This window comes from Leucobacter sp. CX169 (genome assembly GCF_017161405.1).
In the GTDB taxonomy this organism is placed as follows: domain Bacteria; phylum Actinomycetota; class Actinomycetes; order Actinomycetales; family Microbacteriaceae; genus Cx-87.
This window is the reverse complement of sequence record NZ_CP071051.1, coordinates 1,153,886-1,175,144: the sequence shown is the minus strand read 5'-3', so window position 1 is coordinate 1,175,144 and position 21,259 is coordinate 1,153,886. Positions and strand designations below refer to the sequence as shown.

Genomic DNA, 21,259 nt, shown 5'->3' with positions numbered 1-21,259 from the left:
GTTTTCGCCCTAGTCGCTCAGGCACTTCGGGCCGAGCAGGCCCTTCAGCTCGCCGTACAGGTCAGCCGAGATGCGCACGGGGAAAGGCAGCTCGAATATCCGGACGCCCTGCGAGGTGTGCAGCCGCAGCCGGACCTCGTTCTCGCCGCGGTGGCGCCGCAGGGTATCTTTCAGCTCGCCCATCAAGCGCTCGGTTGCGCGGTGGTCGACGACCGAGATCATGAGCGGCGCCCCGATCTCCTGCGTCCCGACGTCGATCGGCATCACTCCATACGCGTGCATGGAGAGGCCATCGTCGCGGGCGTTGATCTTGCCACGCAGCGCCACGATCGAGTCTGCGACCAGCAGGTGCCCGAACTCGGTGTAGGACTTGCCCATAAAGAGCGCCTGCATCTCGCCAGTGAAGTCCTCGATCGTCACCATGCCATACAGGTTTCCCGACTTCGCGGTGCGGTGCTCCACTCCGGTCAAGAGGCCCGCGATGGTCGGGACCTCCCCCGCCCACGGCCCGTCTGGATTGGTGATTTCTTCGATCGAGGCGCTCGCGTGCTTCGCGAGCACGGTTTCAAGCCCGCGCAGCGGGTGGTCCGAGACATACAGCCCCAGCATGTCGCGCTCGAAGGCAAGCTTGTCCTTTTTCGCCCACTCGGGGCGTTCGGGCACGAGTGACACCGGCGCGGTCTCCCCCGCGTCCGCCGCGTCCTCGAACAGACTGTCGAAGTCGAAGCCGACATCTCCGTGTTCCTCGGCGCGCTTGTCCTTCACCTGGGCTTCGACGGCGCTCTCGTGAATCTCGATGAGCGCGCGGCGAGTCGACCCCATCGAATCAAAGGCGCCGGCCTTCACGAGCGACTCGATCGTGCGCTTGTTGAGCACCGGCAGCGGCACCTTACGCAGGAAATCGTGGAAGGCGACGAACTCGCCCTCGGTCTCGCGCGCGCTCCGGATCCCGGCGACGACGTTTGCGCCGACGTTGCGGATGGCGCCCAGGCCGAAGCGGATGTCCTCCCCGACGGCGGAGAAGTCGGCGAACGAGAAGTTCACGTCCGGTGGCAGCACCTGAATGCCCATGCGGCGGCACTCGTTGAGGTACAGCGCGAGCTTGTCTTTCGAGTCTCCGACACTCGTAAGTAGGGCTGCCATGTACTCGGCCGGGTAGTGGGCCTTGAGATACGCCGTCCAATAGCTGACGACCCCGTACGCAGCCGAGTGCGCCTTGTTGAAGGCGTAGTCCGAGAAGGGCAGCAGGATGTCCCAGAGCGATTTGACCGCGGCGTCCGAGAAACCGCGCTCGTGCATGCCCTCGCTGAAGCCGGCGTATTGCTTGTCGAGCTCGGACTTCTTCTTCTTACCCATCGCGCGGCGCAGAATATCGGCCTGGCCGAGCGAGAAGCCGGCGACCTTCTGCGCGATCGACATGACCTGCTCTTGGTAAATAATGAGGCCGTACGTCCCGCCGAGAATCTCGGCGAGCGGCTCCTCGAGCTCCGGGTGAATCGGGGTGATGGGCTGCAGGTTGTTCTTGCGCAGCGCGTAGTTCGTGTGCGAGTCGGCGCCCATTGGGCCGGGTCGATACAGGGCCAGTACAGCCGAAATGTCCTCGAAATTGTCGGGCTTCATGAGCCGGAGCAGGCCACGCATGGGCCCGCCGTCCAGCTGGAAGACGCCGAGAGTGTCGCCGCGGGCGAGCAGCTCGTAGGACAGGACGTCGTCGAGGGCCAGGTCCTCGAGCACCAGATCGACGCCGCGGTTGAGCCGGATGTTCTCGAGGGCGTCCGAAACGATCGTGAGGTTGCGCAGCCCCAGGAAGTCCATCTTGATGAGGCCGAGGCTCTCACAGGTGGGGTAGTCGAACTGCGTGACGATCTGGCCGTCCTGCTCGCGCTTCATGATCGGGATGATGTCGATCAGCGGATCGCTCGACATGATCACGCCGGCGGCGTGCACGCCCCACTGGCGCTTCATCCCCTCGAGACCGAGTGCAGTCTCGTAAACGGTCTTCGCCTCGGCATCGACCTCGAGCAGTGCGCGGAATTCCGACGCCTCTTTGTAACGCTCGTGCTTCGGGTCGGTGATGCCCGCGAGCGGGATATCCTTCGCCATGACGGCCGGCGGCATGGCCTTGGTGAGCTTGTCACCCATGCCGAACGGGAAGCCGAGCACGCGAGAGGCGTCCTTGAGCGCCTGCTTCGACTTGATGGTGCCATAGGTGACGATCTGCGCAACGCGCTCGTCGCCGTACTTGTCGGTGACGTACTTGATTACCTCGCCGCGGCGACGATCATCGAAGTCGACGTCGAAGTCGGGCATGGAAACGCGATCCGGGTTCAGGAAGCGCTCGAAGATGAGGCCGTGCTGCAGCGGGTCGAGGTCGGTGATCCGCATCGCGTACGCCGCCATCGAGCCTGCGCCCGAGCCGCGACCAGGGCCGACCCGGATCCCGTTGTCCTTCGACCAGTTGATAAAGTCGGCGACGACGAGGAAGTAGCCCGGGAACCCCATCTGGATGATGACGCCGGTCTCATACTCGGCCTGTTTGCGGACCGCATCGGGGATCCCGTTCGGGTAGCGCACGTGCAGGCCGCGCTCGATCTCCTTGACGAACCAGCTATCCTCGGTCTCACCATCGGGGACCGGGTAGCGGGGCATGTAGTTGGCGCTCGTGTTGAACTCTGACGAGCACCGCTCGGCGATCAGCAGGGTGTTGTCGCAGGCCTCGGGCAGATCGCGGAAGAGGTGCCGCATCTCGGCGGCAGACTTCAGGTAGTACCCGTCACCATCAAACTTGAAGCGGTTGGGGTCATCGAGTCGAGAACCGGACTGCACGCACAGCAGCGCCTCGTGCGCGGCAGCATCGGACTGGTGCGTGTAGTGCAGGTCGTTCGTCGCGAGCAGCGGGATATTCAGGTCTTTCGACAGCGCGATGAGGTCGTTCGTCACGCGGCGCTCGATCTCGAGACCGTGGTCCATGATCTCGCAGAAGAAGTTCTCTTTGCCGAAGAGGTCTTGGAACTCGGCGGCGGCCTCGCGGGCCTCCTTCACCTGTCCGAGGCGCAGGCGGGTCTGGATCTCGCCCGACGGGCAGCCCGTCGTGGCGATCAGCCCCTTGCCGTAGGTCTGCAACAGCTCGCGGTCCATGCGCGGCTTGAAGTAGTACCCCTCGATCGAGGCAAGGCTCGAGAGGCGGAACAGGTTGTGCATCCCCTCGGTTGTCTCCGAGAGGAGCGTCATGTGCGTGTATGCGCCGGCGCCAGACACGTCGTCACCGCCGCCGCTGCCCCACCGCACGCGGGTGCGGTCCGTGCGGTGCGTACGCGGCGTGAGGTAGGCCTCGATACCGATGATCGGCTTGATGTCGTGGTCGCGCGCCGTCTTCCAGAAGTCGAACGCGCCGAACGTGTTGCCGTGATCAGTCACCGCGATCGCGGGCATCCCCTGCTCGGCGGCGGCCTGGATCAGCGGGGTAACACGCGCTGCTCCGTCCAGCATCGAGTACTCGCTGTGCACGTGCAAATGGGCGAAATTATCGCTCGCGGCCACACACTCTCCCCGGTCGTTGACGAACCACTAGTCTACCCGCCCGCGGATGGGCGGCGGCGGCGAGGGAGCGTTAGTTCTCTTCGCGCAGGACGTCGAGCGCGTGCTGCAGGTCAGCCGGGTACTGGCTCTCGAACTCGACGTACTCGCCCGTCGCCGGGTGCGCGAAACCCAGGCGCATCGCGTGCAGCCACTGCCGAGTCAACCCGAGGCGCGCCGAGAGGGTCGGGTCCGCACCGTACATGCCGTCGCCCGCGCATGGGTGACGCTGCGCGGCCATGTGCACGCGGATCTGGTGGGTCCGCCCCGTCTCGAGCTCGATCTCGAGCAGCGAGGCGTACGGGAACGCCTCGAGCGTTTGGTAGTGGGTGATCGATGGCTTCCCGTCGCGCGTCACCGCAAACTTCCACTCGGAGCCGGGGTGACGCCCGATCGGGCCGTCGATCGTGCCCGCGAGCGGGTCCGGGTGGCCCTGCACGAGGGTGTGGTAAATCTTCGAGACGGTGCGTTCCTTGAACGCGTGCTTGAGGCGCGTGTAGGCGCGCTCGCTCTTTGCGACCACCATCAGCCCGCTCGTACCCGCGTCGAGGCGGTGCACGACGCCCGCGCGCTCAGCCGGGCCCGACGTCGACACGCGAAAGCCCGCCCCGGCAAGCGCGCCGAGCACCGTCGGCCCGGACCAGCCGAGCGACGGGTGCGCGGCCACCCCGGCCGGCTTGTCCACGACGACAATGTCGTCGTCGTCGTAGACAATGCCCAGGTCCTCGACGATCACCGGAACGATCGTGGGTTCGGCCTTCGGGGTCCACGAAACCTGCAGGAAGCCGTCGGCGGTGAGGCGATCGGACTTGCCGAGCGTGCGCCCGTCGAGTTCAACCCCTCCGGCCGCGACGACCTCGGCGGCGTAGGTCCGGGAAAACCCGAGGAGCTTCGCGATCGCCTGGTCGGCGCGCTCCCCCACCAGGCCGTCTGGGACGGGCAGGCTGCGGGACTCCATCAGCGGGGCTCCTCGGTTTGGGGCGTTTCGTCGGTGCCGGCAGGATCCTGCTCGGTGGTGTGGTCTGGGGTGTCGGAATCTGCGACAGGCTCGTCAACCTCGGGCTCGACCGCGGAGTCCGAGGCTGCGTCGCCCTTGCGCACGCGAGGTGAACCGTCGATCGGCAGGCCAAGCAGCGTCACCAGTACGAAGATCACCATGCTGCTCACGATGGCAATGTCGGCGATGTTGTAGATGCCCTCGGGGAAGCCGAGCCACATCCAAGGTGTCGAAATGAAGTCGATTACGTGGCCCTCGGGGAAGCCGGGGGCGCGGGTCAGCCGGTCGAAGAGGTTGCCCAGCGTGCCGCCGAGCAGCAGGCCGAGGAAGATCGCCCAGCTGCGCGAGCCCAACTGACGAATTTGCCAGATGATGACCACGACGACGGCGGATGCCAGGATCGTGAAGATCCAGGTGGACCCGCTCGCCAGGGAGAACGCGGCACCCGGGTTTCGCACAAAATGCCACTGCAAGAACTCGCCGAGCACGGGGACGGTCTCACCCTCAGGGAGGGTGGCAACGACCCAGTTCTTGACGTACTGGTCTATGAGAAACACAACGAACGCGACGCCGAGCGGGATCCAGCGGACCCATCGGCGTCGCGTCGTCACGGAGTCTCGAGTCGCGGAAACCGCGGGATCGGGCTCAGTGTGCACTAGGACCTAGCGGAGAGCCGAGGGGTCACCCGCGGGCTCCGGCGAGCCATCGAGCCCGCGCAGCTGTGCCTGGATGTACGAACGCAGCGTGCTGCGGTACTCGCTTTCGAACTCGCGAAGATCCTTGATCTTCTCCTGGAGGTCGATCCGCTCGTTGCCGAGCAGCGCGAGCTCGTCGGCGCGTGTCTTCTGCGCCTCCTCGACGAGGCGGTGCGCGGTCGTCTCGCCATCGCTGATGAGCTGATCGCGGCGGGTCTCACCATCGAGGACGTGCTTGTCGTGCAGCTCGAGGGCGAGCTGCAGCATGGCGCTCGACTTCATAGCGTCGCCGTCGGTGAAGCTCTGGATGTGGCCCGATCCAGCGGGAGCCGAAGCGACCGGGGCCACCACGACGGTCGCCTCTTCGACGACGTCCTCCTCAACGACCTGCGCCACCACTGCGGGGGTGCCGGCCTCGGCGGCTTCGAGCTTCGCCTTCAGCTCGTCGATCTCCGCCTGCAGCACGGCCTTCTCAGCCTCGCTCTGGCGCAGTTCCTCGACGATCGTGTCCAGGAAGTCATCGACCTGATCCAGGTCGTAGCCGTCGCGGAACTTGGTAATCGTGAAGCGCTTGTTCACGACGTCCTCAGGTGTCAAAGCCATGTGTGAGTCTCTCTCTCGATGGTGACCAGTCGCGTGGTCTCGGACAACGCTAGCAAAAAGCCGGGCTGCGTGTGCGGCGACTGGTCCATTTGCTGGGCGTTACGGCAGGATCGCGATCAGGATCCAGCAGGCCAGCATGGTCAACATCCAGCCCAGGTCAAGCGAGACTTGACCGAGCCGGATCGGGGGCAGGATCCGCCGGAACATCTTGATTGGCGGGTCGGTCAGCGAATACACAAGTTCAATCGCGACTGCGGCGATGCCCCGCGGACGGAACCTCGGGTTCAACACCTGGACCCAGTCGATGACAAACCGGGCCCAGAGCACGAACGTATAGACGCGGATTACCAGCTTCAGAAAGAAGCTGATGATCAGTAGTGCCTCCACCGGGCGTTAGGAGGTCGCGACGAAGAACGAGCCGGTGTCGCCGGCAGGCTCGTCGCCACTCACTGCGATGTGCTCGGGCGAGAGCAGGAAGACCTTGCTCGTCACTCGCTCGATCTTGCCGTGCAGACCCATGGAGAGCCCGCTGGCGAAGTCGATCAGTCGCTTCGCATCGGAGTCGTTCATGCGTGACAGGTTAATGATCACGGGAACACCCTCGCGGAAGCTCTCGGCAATCACCTGCGCGTCGCGGTACTCGCTCGGGTGCACGGTCAGGATCTCGTTCATCCCCTGCGCCGGCGTGGCGCGCGTGGGCGTCACCTTGCGCAGCGGCGTGACGGGGGCGCGGTTCGGCGCCACCTTTGCCACCGGCTGTGCTGGCCCCGGCTTCGGTGTGGACTCGTGCACGGGGGCGACGACGGGCGACGACTCCTCGAGTTCCTCTTCCGCGAGACCTAGGAACACCATGGTCTTCTTCAGTGGGTTGCTCATCGTTCCTCCTCCAAATGCGCTGCAGTTTGAGACTAACCGGCTACCGGACGGTTTCCGGTGATTGCCGTGCCAATTCGCAGGTGTGTCGCGCCGGCGGCAATCGCCTCGGCGTAGTCGTGAGTCATGCCGGCCGAGATGAACGAGGCCGCGGGGTCGAGCGCACGCACGCGATCGGAGTATCCGGCGAGGCGGGCAAACGCGCTCGCAGGCTCCTCCTCGAGCGGGGCCACGGCCATGACTCCGCGCAGGCGCAAGCTCCGCGAGCGCAGCACACGCTCGGCGAGCGCCTCGATCTCGTCGGGCCGCGCTCCCCCGCGTGCGGGGTCGTCCGTGAGGTTGATCTGCAGAAACGCGTCGATGAGTCGCGCTGGTGGCGGCTCGTCGGCGGGCACGTCAAGCGCGTCAACCAGGCGCTCCCGGTCGATCGAGTGGATGGCACCCGCGTACTGCGCCGCCTGGCGAGCCTTCTTCGTCTGCAGTTGGCCCACGAAGTGCCACGTCAGGTCGAGGTCCGCGAGCTCCGCGGCCTTGGCCTGCGCCTCCTGGTGACGATTCTCGCCGACGTCGCGCACGCCGAGGGCGGAAAGCTCGGCCACCAGGCTGGCGGGGTGAAACTTCGTGATGACGATCAGCGTGGTCTCATCCGCCGAGCGGTCGGCCGCGCGGCAGGCATCGCTGATGCCCGCCTGCACGTGTGCCAGCCGCTCAGCGAGCGTGCTGCGCTCTTCGATCATCGTCGACTACCGCAGGAACTCGGGAATATCGAGGTCGTCGCCGTCATCGAACGTGGGGTCGGGAAGCTGTGCCTCGACGGGAGGGTGAGAGATGACCTCACCGAACTGCTCGGCACCCGCGTCGATCGGGCCCGTGCCACCGACCGTCGCGTAGACCGCGGCGGCCTCGGGCAGCGGCTCAGTGTGGCTGCCGCGGCGCCCGCGCTCCGCGGGACGGGGGGCCGGCTCGATGGAGTCGAAGCCTGCGGCGATAACCGTCACGCGGACCTCGTCGCCGAGCGTGTCGTCGATGACCGTACCGAAGATGATGTTGGCCTCGGGGTGCACCACGTCCTGGACGAGCGAGGAAGCCTCGTAGATCTCGCTCAGCGCGAGGTTCGAGGAGCCCTGGATCGACAGGAGCACGCCGTGCGCGCCCTCGATCGAGGCCTCGAGCAGCGGCGAGGCGACGGCCAGCTCGGCCGCCTTGATGGCGCGGTCAGCGCCGCGCGCCGAGCCGATGCCCATGAGCGCGGATCCTGCGCCCTGCATGACCGACTTAACATCGGCGAAGTCGAGGTTGATGAGGCCGGGGGTGGTAATCAGGTCGGTGATGCCCTGGACGCCGGCGAGCAGCACCTGGTCGGCGGAGGCGAAGGCCTCGATCATGCTGATGCCGGGGTCGCTGATCTCGAGCAGGCGGTCGTTCGGGACGACGATGAGCGTGTCGACCTCTTCGCGGAGCGCATGGATGCCGCCGTCCGCCTGGCCAGCACGACGCTTGCCCTCGAAGCTGAACGGGCGTGTGACGACACCGATCGTGAGCGCGCCGACAGACTTGGCGATGCGCGCGACGATCGGGGCGGCTCCGGTGCCGGTTCCGCCGCCCTCGCCCGCGGTGACAAACACCATGTCGGCGCCGGTCAGCGCCTCCTCGATCTCCTCTGCGTGGTCCTCCGCCGCACGGCGCCCCACCTCGGGGTCTGCGCCGGCGCCGAGACCGCGGGTAAGCTCACGGCCAATGTCGAGCTTGACATCCGCGTCGCTGAGCAGGAGCGCCTGTGCGTCCGTGTTCACCGCGATGAACTCGACCCCCTTGAGGCCGAGCTCGATCATGCGGTTCACCGCATTGACACCGCCGCCGCCAACGCCGACGACCTTGATAACTGCGAGGTAGTTCTGGTGTGTGGACACGTCGGGCCTCCGCTAAACCTTCGAGTGAAAACCTTAAACCTCTACCTGAGGATTAAAGTGTATGCCGGGTATACATTTCCTGCTGAGCACCACGCTACGACCTGCCTCGGCACGATCGCCCCGCGACACACCGTTGCCAGCGCCGAAACTAGCGGAAGATGGGCGCTTCGCTCGACGACACGTCAATGAGCGACACCGGCCGCTCCCCCAGCGCCCCCAGGATCGCCGCCAGAACGACCGCTTTACGCGGTGTCTCTTCGGCCTCACCCCAGACCACCTGGACGCCGCTGTGCAGCACGAACGACACGTCCTGCCCCGTAGATGCGGTCGCCGTCGCAAACTGCGCGCGCAGTTCCGGCGGCACGTCCCGCAACACGCGGGCGACCTCACTAAACGCCACGGAAGAACGCGTTGCCGCCACGCCCTCGGCGAGCGGCACCCCCTCGGGACGCGCCTCGGACTGCTCGACGGTGACCCCGGCGGGATCCACGAGGTCAAATCCCGCATCGCTGGGAATCGCGAGCACCGGAATCCGCTCCTCGAGCCGCACGACCAGCGTATGGGGCGGGATCGTCTCGATTGTGTAGCGCTGGATCAACGGAAACGGCACGAGCGCCCGGTGCACTTCCGCCTGGTCTACGAGTGCGAGCGGGGTCCCGGAGAGCGGGGCGAGCGCCGCCTCCACTGCCGCAACGTCGACGCGACTGGCGCCCTCGACCTGCACGACGCGGACGCTCATGAGCGGGGTGAAGACCCCGATCACTACGAAGAGTGCGACAGCGAGCACGGCCGCGCCCGCGACAAGCCACGGTCGGCGGCGCTGACGCACATGCCAGGTAAAACGACGCTGCTCGCGGCGCTCGCGACGCTTCCTGCCGCGAATGGCGGCCTTGAGCTGCTGCTCGGCGACCCGCAAACCGTGCTCGGGGGCTTCAGTGGCCTCAGTGGCCAGCGCGGCCTCCGCCCGTGCACGCACGGCCGAGAGATCAGTCGTGATGGCCAGACCCTCGGCGCCGTCGTCGCCGGCCGCGCCCGGATTGCCCTCGGCTACGGCGAGGTCATCCGCAATACCCGACAGGTCGACCGTCATCGCGGCGTGGTCGTCGCCGATGTCCCCCTCGCCAATGGCGCGCGCTGAGTCGCCGGCAGGTTCGTCGCGCCGCCTACGCGGCCAACTCAACGCTGGCATCCTCCAGGCTGCGCGCGTGGGCGTGGCGGAGCCGCCGTCACGCCCGTCTTCGTTCGGGACCACGTCAGCGACGTCATCCCCCGCGGGCGCGTCCCAATTGTCCGCGGCGGACGTTTGGTCTGCGCGCGGTTCGGGTTCCCGGTCGAAGCCGCTGGGGCGCCGCATCAACGACCCGCGGCGAACCGGTCCGTGAGCGCCTGCGTCACCTGCGGAATGATCCGGTAGACGTCGCCGCAACTCATCGTGATGAAGACATCGCCCGGCCGGGCGATCTCCGCGACATAGTCGGCGGCGCGCTGCCAGTCGTCGATATATGCGACCTTGCTCTGGTCGTGGAACTTTTCGGAAACGAGCTCACCCGTCACTCCGGGCTCGGGGTCCTCGCGCGCGCCACAGACCGAGAGCACGATCGTGTGGTCAGCGCCAGCCTCGAGCGCCTCGGCAAACTCGCGACTGAAGATGCGCGTGCGGCTGTACAAGTGCGGCTGGTGGATCGCGATGAGTCGCCCCTCGCCCACGACGGGGCGCGCGGATGCGAGCAGGGCCGCGACCTCGGTGGGGTGGTGCGCGTAGTCGTCGTAGACCCGCACCCCGCCGATGTCGGCGTGGAACTCGAAACGTCGCTTCGTGCCTCCGAACGTCGCGACGGCCGCAAGCGACGCGCCGGGCTCTTGACCCAGCGCGATGAGCACTGCGACCGCGCCGGCGGCGTTCAGTGCGTTGTGTCGGCCGTAGACCGACAGCTGGGCGTCAAAACGCTCTCCGCCCACGACGATCCCGAAGGCAACCGGGCCGGTCTCGTCGACGTCCACGACGCGCACGTCGGCGTCAGCAGCCTCGCCGAAGGTGACCAGCTTCGCGGGGTCGAGCTTTGCCCGAACCTCCTGTGCGCCGGCATCGTCAGAGGAAATGACGACGGTCTCGCTCGCGGCGTTCGCGAAGTCGACAAACGCCTGCATGAAGGCCTCGCGAGAGCCGTAGAAGTCCAAGTGCTCGGGATCGACGTTAGTGATGAGCGCGACCGAGGTGTCGTACAGCTGGAACGAGCCGTCGGACTCGTCCGCCTCGATCACGAAGTCCGTGCCCGAGCCGTGCTGGGCGCTCAGACCGAGAGACTCGATTACCCCGCCGTTGACAAACGAAGGGTCGGCGCCGAGTTCGAGCAGACCCGTGACCACCATGCCCGTGGAGGTGGTCTTTCCGTGTGCACCGGCAATCGAGACGACGCGGCCACCGCGGCTCAGCCAGGCGAGCGCCTGCGAGCGATGGAGTACCGTGAGCCCGCGCGCGAGCGCGAGCTGGTACTCGGGATTGTCCTGCCACAGTGCGCTCGTCACGACGAGGGTGTCGGCGTCGCCGACGTTCGCGGCGTCGTGGCCGATCGCGATAGGGACGCCCAGCGTGGCGAGCGCCTGGGTGTTGCCGTTTTCGCTCGCGTCGGAGCCGGAGATCGTGACGCCCGAGGCCAGCATCATGCGCGCGATGCCGCTCATACCCGACCCGCCGATGCCAACGAAATGCACCCGTCCGAGGTCTTCCGGGATCGTGAGCGTCAAGTCGGGGTAGATCATGGGGTCCTCCGCGGTACTACTGATCGGTGCAACAGACGTATCAGGATAGCGCGCGGGCCCGAGCGCGAGCCCGTCAGCGCGCCGTGAGCGCCTCTGCGACGAGGCCGTACAGGCACCGTGTGCCGTCGAGCGTCCCAGCGCCCGTCGCCCGTGCGGCCATGTCGGCGAGGCGCGCGTCATCCTGCAGGAGCGGGATCAGCTCCCCCCGCACCCACTCGGGGGTCAGCTCGGCGTCGTCCACCAGGATCGCTCCCCCGGCCGCCACGACGCCCGCGGCATTGAAGCGCTGCTCGCCGTTTCCGTGCCCATACGGCACGAACACCGCGGGGATCCCGAGCCCGGACAGCTCGCTCACGGTCGTCGACCCTGCCCGCGAGAGCGCGAGGTCGCAGGCGGCAAACGCGAGGTCCATCCGGTCGCAGTAGGGCAGCACGACGTACCCATCAACCCCAGGGTCAACGAGCTCAGTGAGCCCACCCCAGACATGCAGCACCTGGGCGCCGGCCGCCACGATCTCGGCAGCCTGTGACGAGATCGACTCGTTGATTGCCCTCGCGCCGAGCGAGCCGCCCGTGACGAGTAGCGTGCGACGCGCCGGGTCGAGCCCAAAGTGTGCCCGCGCCGCGTCCCTCGTGCCCGCGCGGTCGAGATGCTCGATCTCGGGGCGCAGCGGCATTCCGGTGACGCGGGCGCCCCGGATCGGGGTCCCCGCGAAGGTCACCCCGACAAAGTCCGTGCCGCGGGCGCCCAGCTTGTTCGCGAGCCCGGGCCGCGCGTTGGCCTCGTGAATCACGAAGGGCACCCCCTCCTTCTGCGCGGCGCGGTACGCGGGCGTCGAGACATACCCGCCGAACCCGACCACCACGTCGACGCCGCGCTCGCGGATCAGCGCGCGCGTCTCGCGCACGGCCCGCGCGTACCGCAAGGGGAAGCGCAGGGCATACGCGTTCGGGCGCCGCGGAAACGGTACACGGTCGATCGTCTGCAGCTCATACCCACGCTCCGGAACCAGCCGAGACTCCAGGCCCTCTCGCGTGCCGAGGGCGATGATCTCGCTGTCGGGCTCCACCGCACGAATGTGGTCAGCGAGCGCGAGCAGCGGGTTCACGTGCCCGGCAGTTCCGCCGCCGGCGAGCAGGTAGGTCGTCATGATGTCCTTTGATTGGTGGCGTCGCCCGTGCGCTAGCGCTCGGCCGCGAGCTCTTCCTGATATGCGGCGGCGTCGCGCGCGACTGACAGCACGACCCCCATTGCCCCGAGTACCGCGATGAGTGCGGTCCCACCCGAGCTCAAGAGCGGCAGCGGCACCCCCAGAACGGGCAGGATCCCGACGACGACGGCGATGTTGACGAGCGCCTGGCCGACGACCCACACCAGCACGCCACCGACGACCGCTCGCCCGAAGATGTCGCGGGCGTTGCGGATGACGCGCAGCATCATCACCGCGAGCACGGCATAGAGCACGATCACCAGGCAGGCACCGATGAGGCCGAGTTCCTCGCCGATGATCGCGAAAATATAGTCGTTGTCGGCCGCGGGCAGCCACGACCACTTCGCCTTCGACCCGCCCAGTCCAACGCCGAAGACGCCACCGCCAGCGAGCGCCCAGAGCCCGTGCAGCGGCTGCCAGCCGAGGCCACTGTAGTCGTCGTTGCCGGTCGCGTGACCGAAGAGTCGGTTCATGCGGTTCTCGCTCGTCACGACAAAGAGGAAGGCCGTCAGCGCCGCTCCCGCCACGATGATGCCGAGGGATTTCCAGTCGATCCCGGCAAAGAAGAGTGCCCCGATGACGACGCCGCCCATAATGAGCACGGTACCGAGGTCCTTGCCCATGAGGACCAGGCCCAACGCGGCCAGTGCACCCGGGAAAATCACGGGGATGAACACGTGCTTCTTCTGGCCGAGCAACGGCTGCTTGGCGTACAGCACCGCGCCGATCCACACGATCAGTGCGAGCTTCAGGGGCTCGGAGGGCTGCCCCGAGAAGCTTCCGATCTGGATCCAGTTTCGGTTGCCGTAGCTCTCGACGCCGAGCGGTGTGAACACCAGCACCTGCAGCGCGAGTCCGAGCGCGAAGAGCGCCCAGGCCCACTTCCGCCAGAAGGTGACCGGCAGGTTTGCCGCGACAAACATCAAGGGCAGCCCGACAACTGCGTACAGCGCCTGATTCCAGAATGCGCCGAAGAAACCCCGGTCGTCGAGGTACGACGTGATCGACGACGATGACAGCACCATGATCAGGCCGAAACCGACGAGCAAGAGCGTCGTCGCGCTGATCACCACTGAAGTGGCGTCACCGCCGAGAGTCAGCCCCGGGCCGAGGTTGATCCGGGTCGCGCCGGCGCCAGCGGTGCCGCTCGCACCACTGCGGCTAGGCCTCCGTGGAGCCTGCGGTCCCGACGTCGTCACCCTGCGCCCCTTCATCCCTCAGCGCGCCCAGCGCCTCCTGGAAGCGCCGGCCACGATCCGCGTAGCTGTCAAATTGATCCATCGATGCCGCCGCCGGCGACAGCAGTACCGTGTCGCCCGCCTGCGCGAGCGTCGCCGCGGCGCGCACCGCCTGCACCATGACGTCCTCAGTGTCACCCGGCACAACCTCGAAGCTCGGCACCTGCGGCGCGTGTCGCGAGAGCGCGGCGAGCACAGGAGCCCGGTCGACACCGATCACGACCACGCCAGCGAGGCGCCCGTGGTTCTGCCGCACGAGCTCGTCGAGGTCGACCCCCTTCAACAGGCCGCCGACGACCCAGACAATACGCTCGAACGATCGCAGCGACGCCTGTGCGGCGTGCGCGTTGGTCGCCTTCGAGTCGTCAACCCAGGCCACCCCGGCGAACTCGCCGAGCAGCTGGACGCGATGCGCGTCCATCTCGAAGCCCCCGAGCGCCTCCGCGATGTCAAGCGGGGCGACGCCGCGCGAGCGCGCGAGCGCCGCGGCGGCCAGGATGTTCTGGAGCACGTGCGGGGCGCCGAGCCCACGCTTCTCGAGTTCCTCCACCGTGATGAGCTCGTAGGCGCTGTTGCGCCGATCGTCATGGAAGGCGCGGTCAATGAGCAGCCCATCGACGATGCCGACGCCACTCGGGCCGGGGGTGTCGAGGCCGAAGCTGATGGCGCGAGCGCCCTCCACCACGTCGGCTTCTTCGACCATCTGCAGGGTCGCGTCGTCGGCGCGATTGTAAACGCAAGCAACTTGCGTGTGCTCGTAGACTCTAGCCTTCGCGGTGCGATACCGGCGCGCGCTGCCGTGCCAGTCGAGGTGGTCGTCGGCGACGTTCAGGCAGACGCTCGCGTAGGGCGAGATCTCGCCGATGCGGTGCAGCTGGAAGCTCGAGAGTTCGACCACGAGTACGTCGTAGCCTTGGGGGTCGCGCAGTGCGTCCAGGATCGGCACGCCGATGTTTCCCACCGGGGCAACCCGCAGACCGCCGGCCTTGAGCATGTGCGCCGTCAGCTGGGTCGTTGTCGTCTTGCCGTTCGTCCCCGTGATGCAGATCCAGTCGGCCACGCGTGCGGTCTTGTCGCGCAGCCGCCAGCCGAGCTGGATGTCGCCCCACACGATCGTGCCGCGACCCTCCGCCCACTGCACGAGGGGGTGGTCTGGGCGGTAGCCGGGCGAGACCACGACGAGCTCCGGATCAAACTCCTGAAGGTCGGCGAGCTGCGCCGCGTCGTCCGCGCCGGAGAGTCGCTCCGCGCCGATGACGTCGAGGAGATTCTCGCGCTCCGCGTCGGGGGCACCGTGCAGCACCCGCACGCGCGAGCCGAGCTCGACGAGCGTGTCGGCGACCGAGAAACCCGTCACACCGAGCCCGAGGACGGCGACGCGGAGACCCGACCAGTCGTCGTTCCAGCTGCGCAGGGCGTGTACGCGTGCGCGGACCGGATCCTGCTCGAAGTTCTGCTCGCCGTTAGCCTCGGTATCGACGTGACCCGTCACTGCGTGATCCATTCTGCGTAGAAGGAGCCGACCGCGGCCATCACGAACACGCCGGCGATGATCCAGAAGCGCACCACGACCGTGACCTCGGCCCAGCCCTTCAGCTCGAAGTGGTGGTGAATGGGGCTCATCAAGAAGATGCGTTTGCCCTTGGTCGCTTTGAAGTAGATGCGCTGCACGATGACCGAGCCGGCCTCGATGATGAACAGACCGCCGATGAGTACGAGCAGGAGCTCGGTGCGGCTGAGGATCGCGAGCGCGGCAATCGCGCCGCCGATGCCGAGGGAGCCGGTGTCGCCCATGTAGATGTGGGCCGGGCTCGTGTTCCACCAGAGGAAGCCGATGAGGCCGCCGACGAGCGCCGCCGCGATGACCGCGAGATCGAGCGGGTCGCGCACCTCGTAGCAGCCGGCCTCGCCGGGGTTGGCGATACACGACTGGTTGAACTGCCAGAAACCGATGACGACGTACGCGCTCAGCGCGAAGATCGAGGACCCGCCGGCGAGGCCGTCCAGGCCGTCCGTCACGTTCACCGCGTTCGACGCGGAGGCGACGATGATGATCACCCAGAGGAGAAACAGGATCAGTCCGGCGATCGCGCCCAGCGCGAAGAAATCGATGGGGAGGTCGCGAAACAGCGACACGTGAGTCGAGGCGGGCGTCAGCCCGTGCTCGTTCGCGAACCGCAGCGAGAGCAGGCCAAATGCGAGCGCGACCAACACCTGGCCCGCGATCTTTGACCAGCCGCCGAGTCCGAGCGACTGCTGCTTGCGGGTTTTGAGGAAGTCATCCACGAAGCCGACCGCCGCGAGTCCGACCATCATCAGGATGACGAGCAGGGCCGAAGCGGTGGGCCGCTCGCCCGCGAGGAGCTTGGCCGCAAAGTACGCAATGACCGAGCCGGAGATGAAGATCAGGCCGCCCATCGTGGGGGTACCGCGCTTGGCAAAGTGCGACTTCGGTCCATCCTCTCGGATGAACTGACCCCAGTGGAGCTTCCGGAAACCCCGGATGAAGAGCGGGGTGAGCAGCAACGAGTAGAGCAGCGAGATTACCGCGGCGCTGAGCAGTGCGATCATGCGAAAGCCTCTCCCAGTCGGTCGCCGAGGAAGCGGAGCCCGGCGGCATTAGAGGACTTCACCAGCACGGTGTCGTCCGGTCGAATAGTGGCAATCAGGTAGTCGTAGGCGGCGTCGGCGTCGGCAAAAAAGACGCTCTCGCCATCCCAGTTGCCCTCGTTGATCGCGCTGATGTGCAGCCGGCGCGCCTCGGCGCCGACCACGACGAGCTCGGAGATGCGCAGGCGCACGGTCTGCAGACCGATCCGGTCGTGCTCCTCGCCCGAGATCTCGCCCAGCTCGCTCATCGCGCCGAGGACGGCGATCGAGCGGCCAGCGGGCTTCCGGATCTGCGCCAGGGTCTTGAGCGCAGCGCTCATCGAGTCGGGGCTCGCGTTATAGGCGTCGTTGATGACGGTCACGCCGTCACGGCCGCCGAGCACCTCCATGCGCCAGCGCGCGGGGCGGGTTGCTTCCTCGAGCGACGCGACAATCTCGTCGATCGCGAGTCCCAGCTCGTGTGCAACGGTGGCCGCCGCCAGCGCGTTCATGACGTGGTGCTCGCCGAGCACGCGAAAGTGCACGGGGCGGGACTCGCCACCGGCGTGCAACGTGAAGCGGGTGCCGCTCGCGTCAGACTCGGGCTGTGCAGCCCAGACGTCCGAGGCCGCGCTCAATCCAAACCAGCGCACTTGGGCGCGGGTCAGCTCGGCCATACCGGCGACGCGCGGGTCGTCGCGGTTCAGCACCGCGACGGCGCCCGGGGCGAGGTCGCGCACCATCTCGCTCTTCGTGCGCACGGTCGTCTCAATGCCGCCAAACCCACCGGCGTGCGCGAAGCCGACTGACAGCACGACACCGATCTGGGGTGGCGCCATCCGCACGAGGCGCGTGATCTCGCCCTCCGCGCTCGCGCCCATTTCCGCCACCAAGTAGCGGGTGTCGGCCGTGACGCGCAGCATCGTGAGCGGCCCGCCGACCTCGTTGTTGAACGACTTCTCCGAGGCAACAGTCTCGCCGAGGCGGGCCGTCATCGCGGCGAGCAGGTTCTTCGTCGTGGTCTTGCCGTTGGAGCCGGTGATGCCGACGATCTGCAAGTTCCCGGCGTCGTTCACTCGGCGGACGACCTCGGTCGCCAGCGCGCCGAGCGCATCGGTCGAATCGGCGACGACGATCTGCGGCACACGGTCGTCGATCTCCCGCTCGACCACGATCAGCGCGGCGCCGTTGTCGATTGCCTTCTCCACAAAACGGTGCCCGTCGGTCTCTTCGCCGCGCCGGGCGAAGAAGATTTGGCCGGTCTCAACCTCGCGAGAGTCCGTCTGCGAGAGGCCGTCGATGACCGTCTCGGAAGTCGTACCGCTCGCGCCCAGGACGAGCCGTCCGGAAACCGCCTGGGCGATCTCGCTGAGCGAGAGTGCAATCACGTTGTCAGTCCTGCCTCGCGGAGCGCGCCGCGCACTTCGTCTCGGGCCGAGTACGGGATGTGCTCACCCGCGATCTCCTGGTAGTCCTCATGGCCTGGCCCGGCATACAGAATAACGTCTCCGTCACCCGCCATCGAAATGGCGGTGAGCACAGCAACTCGCGGATCCGGCACCTCGACGATCTCGGTGCGCCCGCCAGCCGAGCGAGCACCCTCGATGAGCTGGGCGCGAATCTTCGCGGGGTCCTCGGTGCGCGGGTGGTAATCGCAGACGATGACGACATGGGAACCTGCGGCGGCAATGCGCCCCATCTCCTCGCGCTTCGTCGTGTCGCGGTCACCGTCGGCGCCAAACAGGAAGATGATCCGGCCGTCAACGACCTCGTCGAGCGCGTCGAGCATCGCGCTGAAGCTGCCCGGGGTGTGCCCGTAGTCGACGAAGAAGCGCGGGCCTGGTCCCCCGGTGGTGATCTCTTCGAGACGGCCCGGGATGTAGACGGGGATGCGCCCGCGGTCAAGGCCTGCCGCCACCTGGTCGAGCGAGACACCTGCCTCGTGCAGCATGATGAGCGCGAGGGCCGCGTTCTCGGCCATAAACCGGCCAAACACGGGAAGGCTGCCGCGGAAGCTCGCGCCACCGGGGCCCTGCAAGACAAACGAAATACCGTCGAGGCTCTGCCGGGTGATCGCGAGGTACCAGTCGGCGCTCTGGCCATATTCGGTTGCCAGGGTCGTTACCGGGATCTTGGACTCGCGCGCCAGGCGCTGACCCCACTCGCCGTCGACTACCACGACGCCGCGCTCGGCGTGCTCGGGGCTGAACAGTGCCTGCTTGGCCGCGAAGTACTCCTCGAGCGACGCGAACTCGTCGAGGTGATCCTGTGAGAAGTTATTGAACGCGACGACATCGAAGTGGATACCGTCGACGCGGTGGCGCTTGGTGGCCTGGGCCGACACCTCGAGCGCGATGCCGCCCACCTCTTCCTCGCGCATGCGCGCCAACAGCCCGTGCATCTCGGAGGCTTCCGGGGTCGTCAGGTGGCTCGTGATGACCGTGTCACCAATGCGACGCTCGGCGGTCGAGCTCAAGCCGGGCTTGATCCCCGCGGCGCGCAGCAGCTCGGCGAGCAGATATACGATGCTCGTCTTGCCGTTGGTACCTGTCACCCCAAAGATGAGCGCATCGTGGCCGGTCGTGCCGTAGACGAGGGCCGACACCTCGCCGAGCACCTCGCGGGGCGGCCCCTGCGTGACGAGCACCGGCAGGCCGGCGGGCACCGCAAGTTCGGCACCCGCGGCGTCCGTCAGGATCGCGCTCGCCCCGCGCAGCGCCGCCATCTCAGCGAACTCCGCGCCGTGGCGCTTCGCCCCGGGCATACCCACGTAGAGGTCACCCGGCTGCACATCGCGCGAGTCGAGCGTGACGCCCGTGACCGAGCGGTCCCCAACGCTTCCCCGGACGGCGAAGCCGAACGAGGCGACGATCCGGCTCAGTGGCACCGCGTCTGGGCGGGTCGGCCGGATGCTCAAAGAAGGGGAATCACTCACGGGTGCTCACTCGATTTCATTCGCGGATTGCGCGGACTAGTAGGTGGTCGCCAGGGGCTCGTAGGCCCCCGTCGACGGAGGTATGTGGAAGGCGCGGATCGTGGCCTCGGCCGCTTCGCGGAACGCGGTGAGGGCCGCGACGCCGCCGTCCCCGGACTTGGGGAACGCTATCGATGCTACCGCGACGTACTGGGGATCGTCGGCGGGGAAGACCCCGGCGAAGCTCGACACGTAGTCCGAACGGTAGCCGCCCTGGCCGTCGGACTGCTCGGCGGTGCCAGTCTTGCCCGCGATGCGGTAGCCCGGGATGGACACGTAGGGGGTGATCCAGCTCTCGTTCACGACCGCCTCCATCATGTTGATGACCGTCTGGGAGGACTCGGGCGAGATGACGCGCACGGGGTCGCCGTGCTCGAAGGTCTCGGTCTCCCCCTCGGCCGACGTGCAGCTACGCACGAGGGTCGGCGGGATCCGCTCCCCGTCGTTTGCGATTGCCTGATAGGCGCTGGCCGTCTGCACGATCGTCGACGAGAGGCCCTGCCCGAACATCGTGTTGTACTTCGTCTGTGCGTCCCAGTCTGCGGGCGCGGCGAGCATGCCGGAGTCCTCGAGGGGCAGTCCGGAATCCGTTGAGATGCCAACGCCGAACTTCTGGAGGTAGTCGTACCGGGTCTCTGCGTCTAGCCGACTGCCGAGCAGCGAGATGCCGACGTTCGAGGAGTGCACGAGAATCCCCGTGAGCGTCCACGGCTCGGGCGCGTGCACGAACGAGTCGTTGAAGATGACGCCGGCCTCGGGCGTGAGCGTCGAGGGGGTGAGCTGGGCTGAGTTCGGGGTCGCCGCCCCGGTATCGATGAGCGCGGCCGCGGTCAACGTCTTGAACGTCGAACCGGGCTCGTAGGGGGCCACAAACGAGCGCGCCTCGCGCTTCGTGGGATCGGACGCATCGACATCGTTCGGGTCGACGGAACCGTCCTCGGCGACCGCAACGAGCTCGCCGGTCTTCACGTCCATGATCACGAGGTATCCGTACTCCGCGGACACCTTTTGCACCTGCGCGTTGATGCTCTGCTGTGCCTGCCACTGCAGGTCGCGATCGATCGAGAGCTCGACGGTGCCGCCGTTGACGGCCCGCTCGCGCACGACGACGCTACCTGGGAGAGCGACACCGTCGGCGCCGCGCTCGTAGCTCTCCGAGCCGTCCGTGCCGGCAAGGCAGGCGTCCTGCGACAGCTCGATGCCCGACTGGGCTTCGTTCTCGTCGCCCACGAACCCGATCAGGTTTCCGCCGACCGCGCCGCTCGGGTAGTTTCTCGCCGAGTCGTAGTCGAACGTGAGCCACGGGATCCGGAGCGCCTTGAGCTGATTGAGCGCCGCGAGGTCCACCGACCGCTTCACATAGGCGAAGTCCGACTTCGGATTCTCTTCGAGCGCCTGGTCAACGATGGCTTGGATCTCGGCGGAGGACTGCCCGGTAATGGCGCCGATCTCGCCGAACGCCTTCTTCGCACTGACGACCTCGGTCTCGATCGATCCGTCGCCGGTCGCCCGGAAGAAGGTGCTGCCGTTGAGCTTCGTGTTCTTGGGTGAGAGCTGCACATCGAAGCGCTCATCGGTCGTGGCAAGCACCGCGCCGTTGCGGTCCACGATGTCGCCGCGGACGCTCGGGATCGTCACGGGGACCGCGCGCTTTCCGTGCGCATCCTCGCTCAGCTGCGCGGCCTGGACGACCTGGATGTCGACGAGGCGAATCATGCACGCCCCGGCCGCAACGATTACCGCCGCAAGCGCGATCGTGCGCCGTAGACGCCGCTGGCGACGTTCCGACATCCGGCCTCCATCCAACTTCTGTACGATCTCGCCCGAGAGTGAC

At 67.1% G+C, this 21,259-nt stretch carries 17 protein-coding genes; all 17 read right to left on the bottom strand.

The window, feature by feature from the left end:
• Positions 1–9 precede the first annotated feature (9 nt).
• Positions 10–3,489 (bottom strand): DNA polymerase III subunit alpha, encoded by a 3,480-nt coding sequence (dnaE, locus tag JW030_RS05210; RefSeq protein ID WP_223159851.1) that lies wholly within the window; start codon positions 3,487–3,489, stop codon positions 10–12.
• Between the two features lie 121 nt (positions 3,490–3,610).
• Positions 3,611–4,534, bottom strand: a complete 924-nt coding sequence (locus JW030_RS05205; protein ID WP_188044981.1) for an RluA family pseudouridine synthase — start codon at positions 4,532–4,534, stop codon at positions 3,611–3,613.
• Positions 4,534–5,184 carry a signal peptidase II gene (gene lspA / locus JW030_RS05200; RefSeq protein WP_188044982.1) on the bottom strand — a complete coding sequence of 217 codons (651 nt, stop codon included), beginning with the start codon at positions 5,182–5,184 and terminating at the stop codon, positions 4,534–4,536. Before lspA ends, JW030_RS05205 begins: the two co-directional genes overlap by 1 nt.
• A gap of 51 nt (positions 5,185–5,235) precedes the next feature.
• Positions 5,236–5,871: a DivIVA domain-containing protein gene (locus JW030_RS05195; protein ID WP_188044983.1), complete on the bottom strand. Its 636-nt coding sequence runs from the start codon at positions 5,869–5,871 to the stop codon at positions 5,236–5,238.
• A 99-nt stretch (positions 5,872–5,970) separates the two neighbouring features.
• Positions 5,971–6,258, bottom strand: a complete 288-nt coding sequence (locus JW030_RS05190; RefSeq protein WP_188044984.1) for a YggT family protein — start codon at positions 6,256–6,258, stop codon at positions 5,971–5,973.
• Positions 6,259–6,264: 6 nt separating this feature from the next.
• Positions 6,265–6,747: a cell division protein SepF gene (locus JW030_RS05185; protein ID WP_188044985.1), complete on the bottom strand. Its 483-nt coding sequence runs from the start codon at positions 6,745–6,747 to the stop codon at positions 6,265–6,267.
• A gap of 32 nt (positions 6,748–6,779) precedes the next feature.
• Positions 6,780–7,481 carry a YggS family pyridoxal phosphate-dependent enzyme gene (locus JW030_RS05180; protein ID WP_188044986.1) on the bottom strand — a complete coding sequence of 234 codons (702 nt, stop codon included), beginning with the start codon at positions 7,479–7,481 and terminating at the stop codon, positions 6,780–6,782.
• Positions 7,482–7,487: 6 nt separating this feature from the next.
• Positions 7,488–8,654, bottom strand: a complete 1,167-nt coding sequence (ftsZ, locus tag JW030_RS05175; protein ID WP_188044987.1) for a cell division protein FtsZ — start codon at positions 8,652–8,654, stop codon at positions 7,488–7,490.
• 148 nt (positions 8,655–8,802) lie between these two features.
• Positions 8,803–9,834 carry an FtsQ-type POTRA domain-containing protein gene (locus tag JW030_RS05170; protein ID WP_188044988.1) on the bottom strand — a complete coding sequence of 344 codons (1,032 nt, stop codon included), beginning with the start codon at positions 9,832–9,834 and terminating at the stop codon, positions 8,803–8,805.
• Positions 9,835–10,007: 173 nt separating this feature from the next.
• Complete coding sequence (murC, locus tag JW030_RS05165; protein ID WP_188044989.1) at positions 10,008–11,414, bottom strand: UDP-N-acetylmuramate--L-alanine ligase; 1,407 nt, start codon at positions 11,412–11,414, stop codon at positions 10,008–10,010.
• A gap of 73 nt (positions 11,415–11,487) precedes the next feature.
• A complete protein-coding gene (locus JW030_RS05160; RefSeq protein ID WP_188044990.1) occupies positions 11,488–12,564 on the bottom strand; it encodes a glycosyltransferase in 1,077 nt (358 codons plus the stop codon).
• Between the two features lie 32 nt (positions 12,565–12,596).
• Complete coding sequence (locus JW030_RS05155) at positions 12,597–13,823, bottom strand: FtsW/RodA/SpoVE family cell cycle protein (RefSeq protein WP_241095569.1); 1,227 nt, start codon at positions 13,821–13,823, stop codon at positions 12,597–12,599.
• Positions 13,786–15,276 (bottom strand): UDP-N-acetylmuramoyl-L-alanine--D-glutamate ligase, encoded by a 1,491-nt coding sequence (murD, locus tag JW030_RS05150; protein WP_241095612.1) that lies wholly within the window; start codon positions 15,274–15,276, stop codon positions 13,786–13,788. Before murD ends, JW030_RS05155 begins: the two co-directional genes overlap by 38 nt.
• A 74-nt stretch (positions 15,277–15,350) precedes the next feature.
• Positions 15,351–16,433, bottom strand: coding sequence for a phospho-N-acetylmuramoyl-pentapeptide-transferase (gene mraY, locus JW030_RS05145; protein ID WP_188044993.1), 1,083 nt, complete (start codon positions 16,431–16,433; stop codon positions 15,351–15,353).
• The gene (murF, locus tag JW030_RS05140; protein WP_188044994.1) at positions 16,430–17,839 is read right to left on the bottom strand and encodes a UDP-N-acetylmuramoyl-tripeptide--D-alanyl-D-alanine ligase; all 1,410 of its coding nucleotides are present in this window, start codon (positions 17,837–17,839) and stop codon (positions 16,430–16,432) included. The genes mraY and murF overlap by 4 nt, the downstream gene beginning before the upstream one ends.
• On the bottom strand, positions 17,836–19,386 hold the full coding sequence (locus tag JW030_RS05135) for a Mur ligase family protein (RefSeq protein ID WP_188044995.1): 1,551 nt from the start codon (positions 19,384–19,386) through the stop codon (positions 17,836–17,838). Before JW030_RS05135 ends, murF begins: the two co-directional genes overlap by 4 nt.
• A 36-nt stretch (positions 19,387–19,422) precedes the next feature.
• Complete coding sequence (locus JW030_RS05130) at positions 19,423–21,216, bottom strand: penicillin-binding protein 2 (RefSeq protein WP_188044996.1); 1,794 nt, start codon at positions 21,214–21,216, stop codon at positions 19,423–19,425.
• Between the last annotated feature and the right edge of the window lie 43 nt (positions 21,217–21,259).

What these genes read in the sequence shown, in the direction of transcription:
- dnaE (WP_223159851.1), bottom strand. Translation starts at nt 3,489, where the DNA reads ATGCTGGACGGAGCAGCGCGTGTTACCCCGCTGATCCAGGCCGCCGCC.
- JW030_RS05205 (WP_188044981.1), bottom strand. Translation starts at nt 4,534, where the DNA reads ATGGAGTCCCGCAGCCTGCCCGTCCCAGACGGCCTGGTGGGGGAGCGC.
- JW030_RS05195 (WP_188044983.1), bottom strand. Translation starts at nt 5,871, where the DNA reads ATGGCTTTGACACCTGAGGACGTCGTGAACAAGCGCTTCACGATTACC.
- JW030_RS05185 (WP_188044985.1), bottom strand. Translation starts at nt 6,747, where the DNA reads ATGAGCAACCCACTGAAGAAGACCATGGTGTTCCTAGGTCTCGCGGAA.
- JW030_RS05180 (WP_188044986.1), bottom strand. Translation starts at nt 7,481, where the DNA reads ATGATCGAAGAGCGCAGCACGCTCGCTGAGCGGCTGGCACACGTGCAG.
- murC (WP_188044989.1), bottom strand. Translation starts at nt 11,414, where the DNA reads ATGATCTACCCCGACTTGACGCTCACGATCCCGGAAGACCTCGGACGG.
- JW030_RS05160 (WP_188044990.1), bottom strand. Translation starts at nt 12,564, where the DNA reads ATGACGACCTACCTGCTCGCCGGCGGCGGAACTGCCGGGCACGTGAAC.
- mraY (WP_188044993.1), bottom strand. Translation starts at nt 16,433, where the DNA reads ATGATCGCACTGCTCAGCGCCGCGGTAATCTCGCTGCTCTACTCGTTG.
- JW030_RS05130 (WP_188044996.1), bottom strand. Translation starts at nt 21,216, where the DNA reads ATGTCGGAACGTCGCCAGCGGCGTCTACGGCGCACGATCGCGCTTGCG.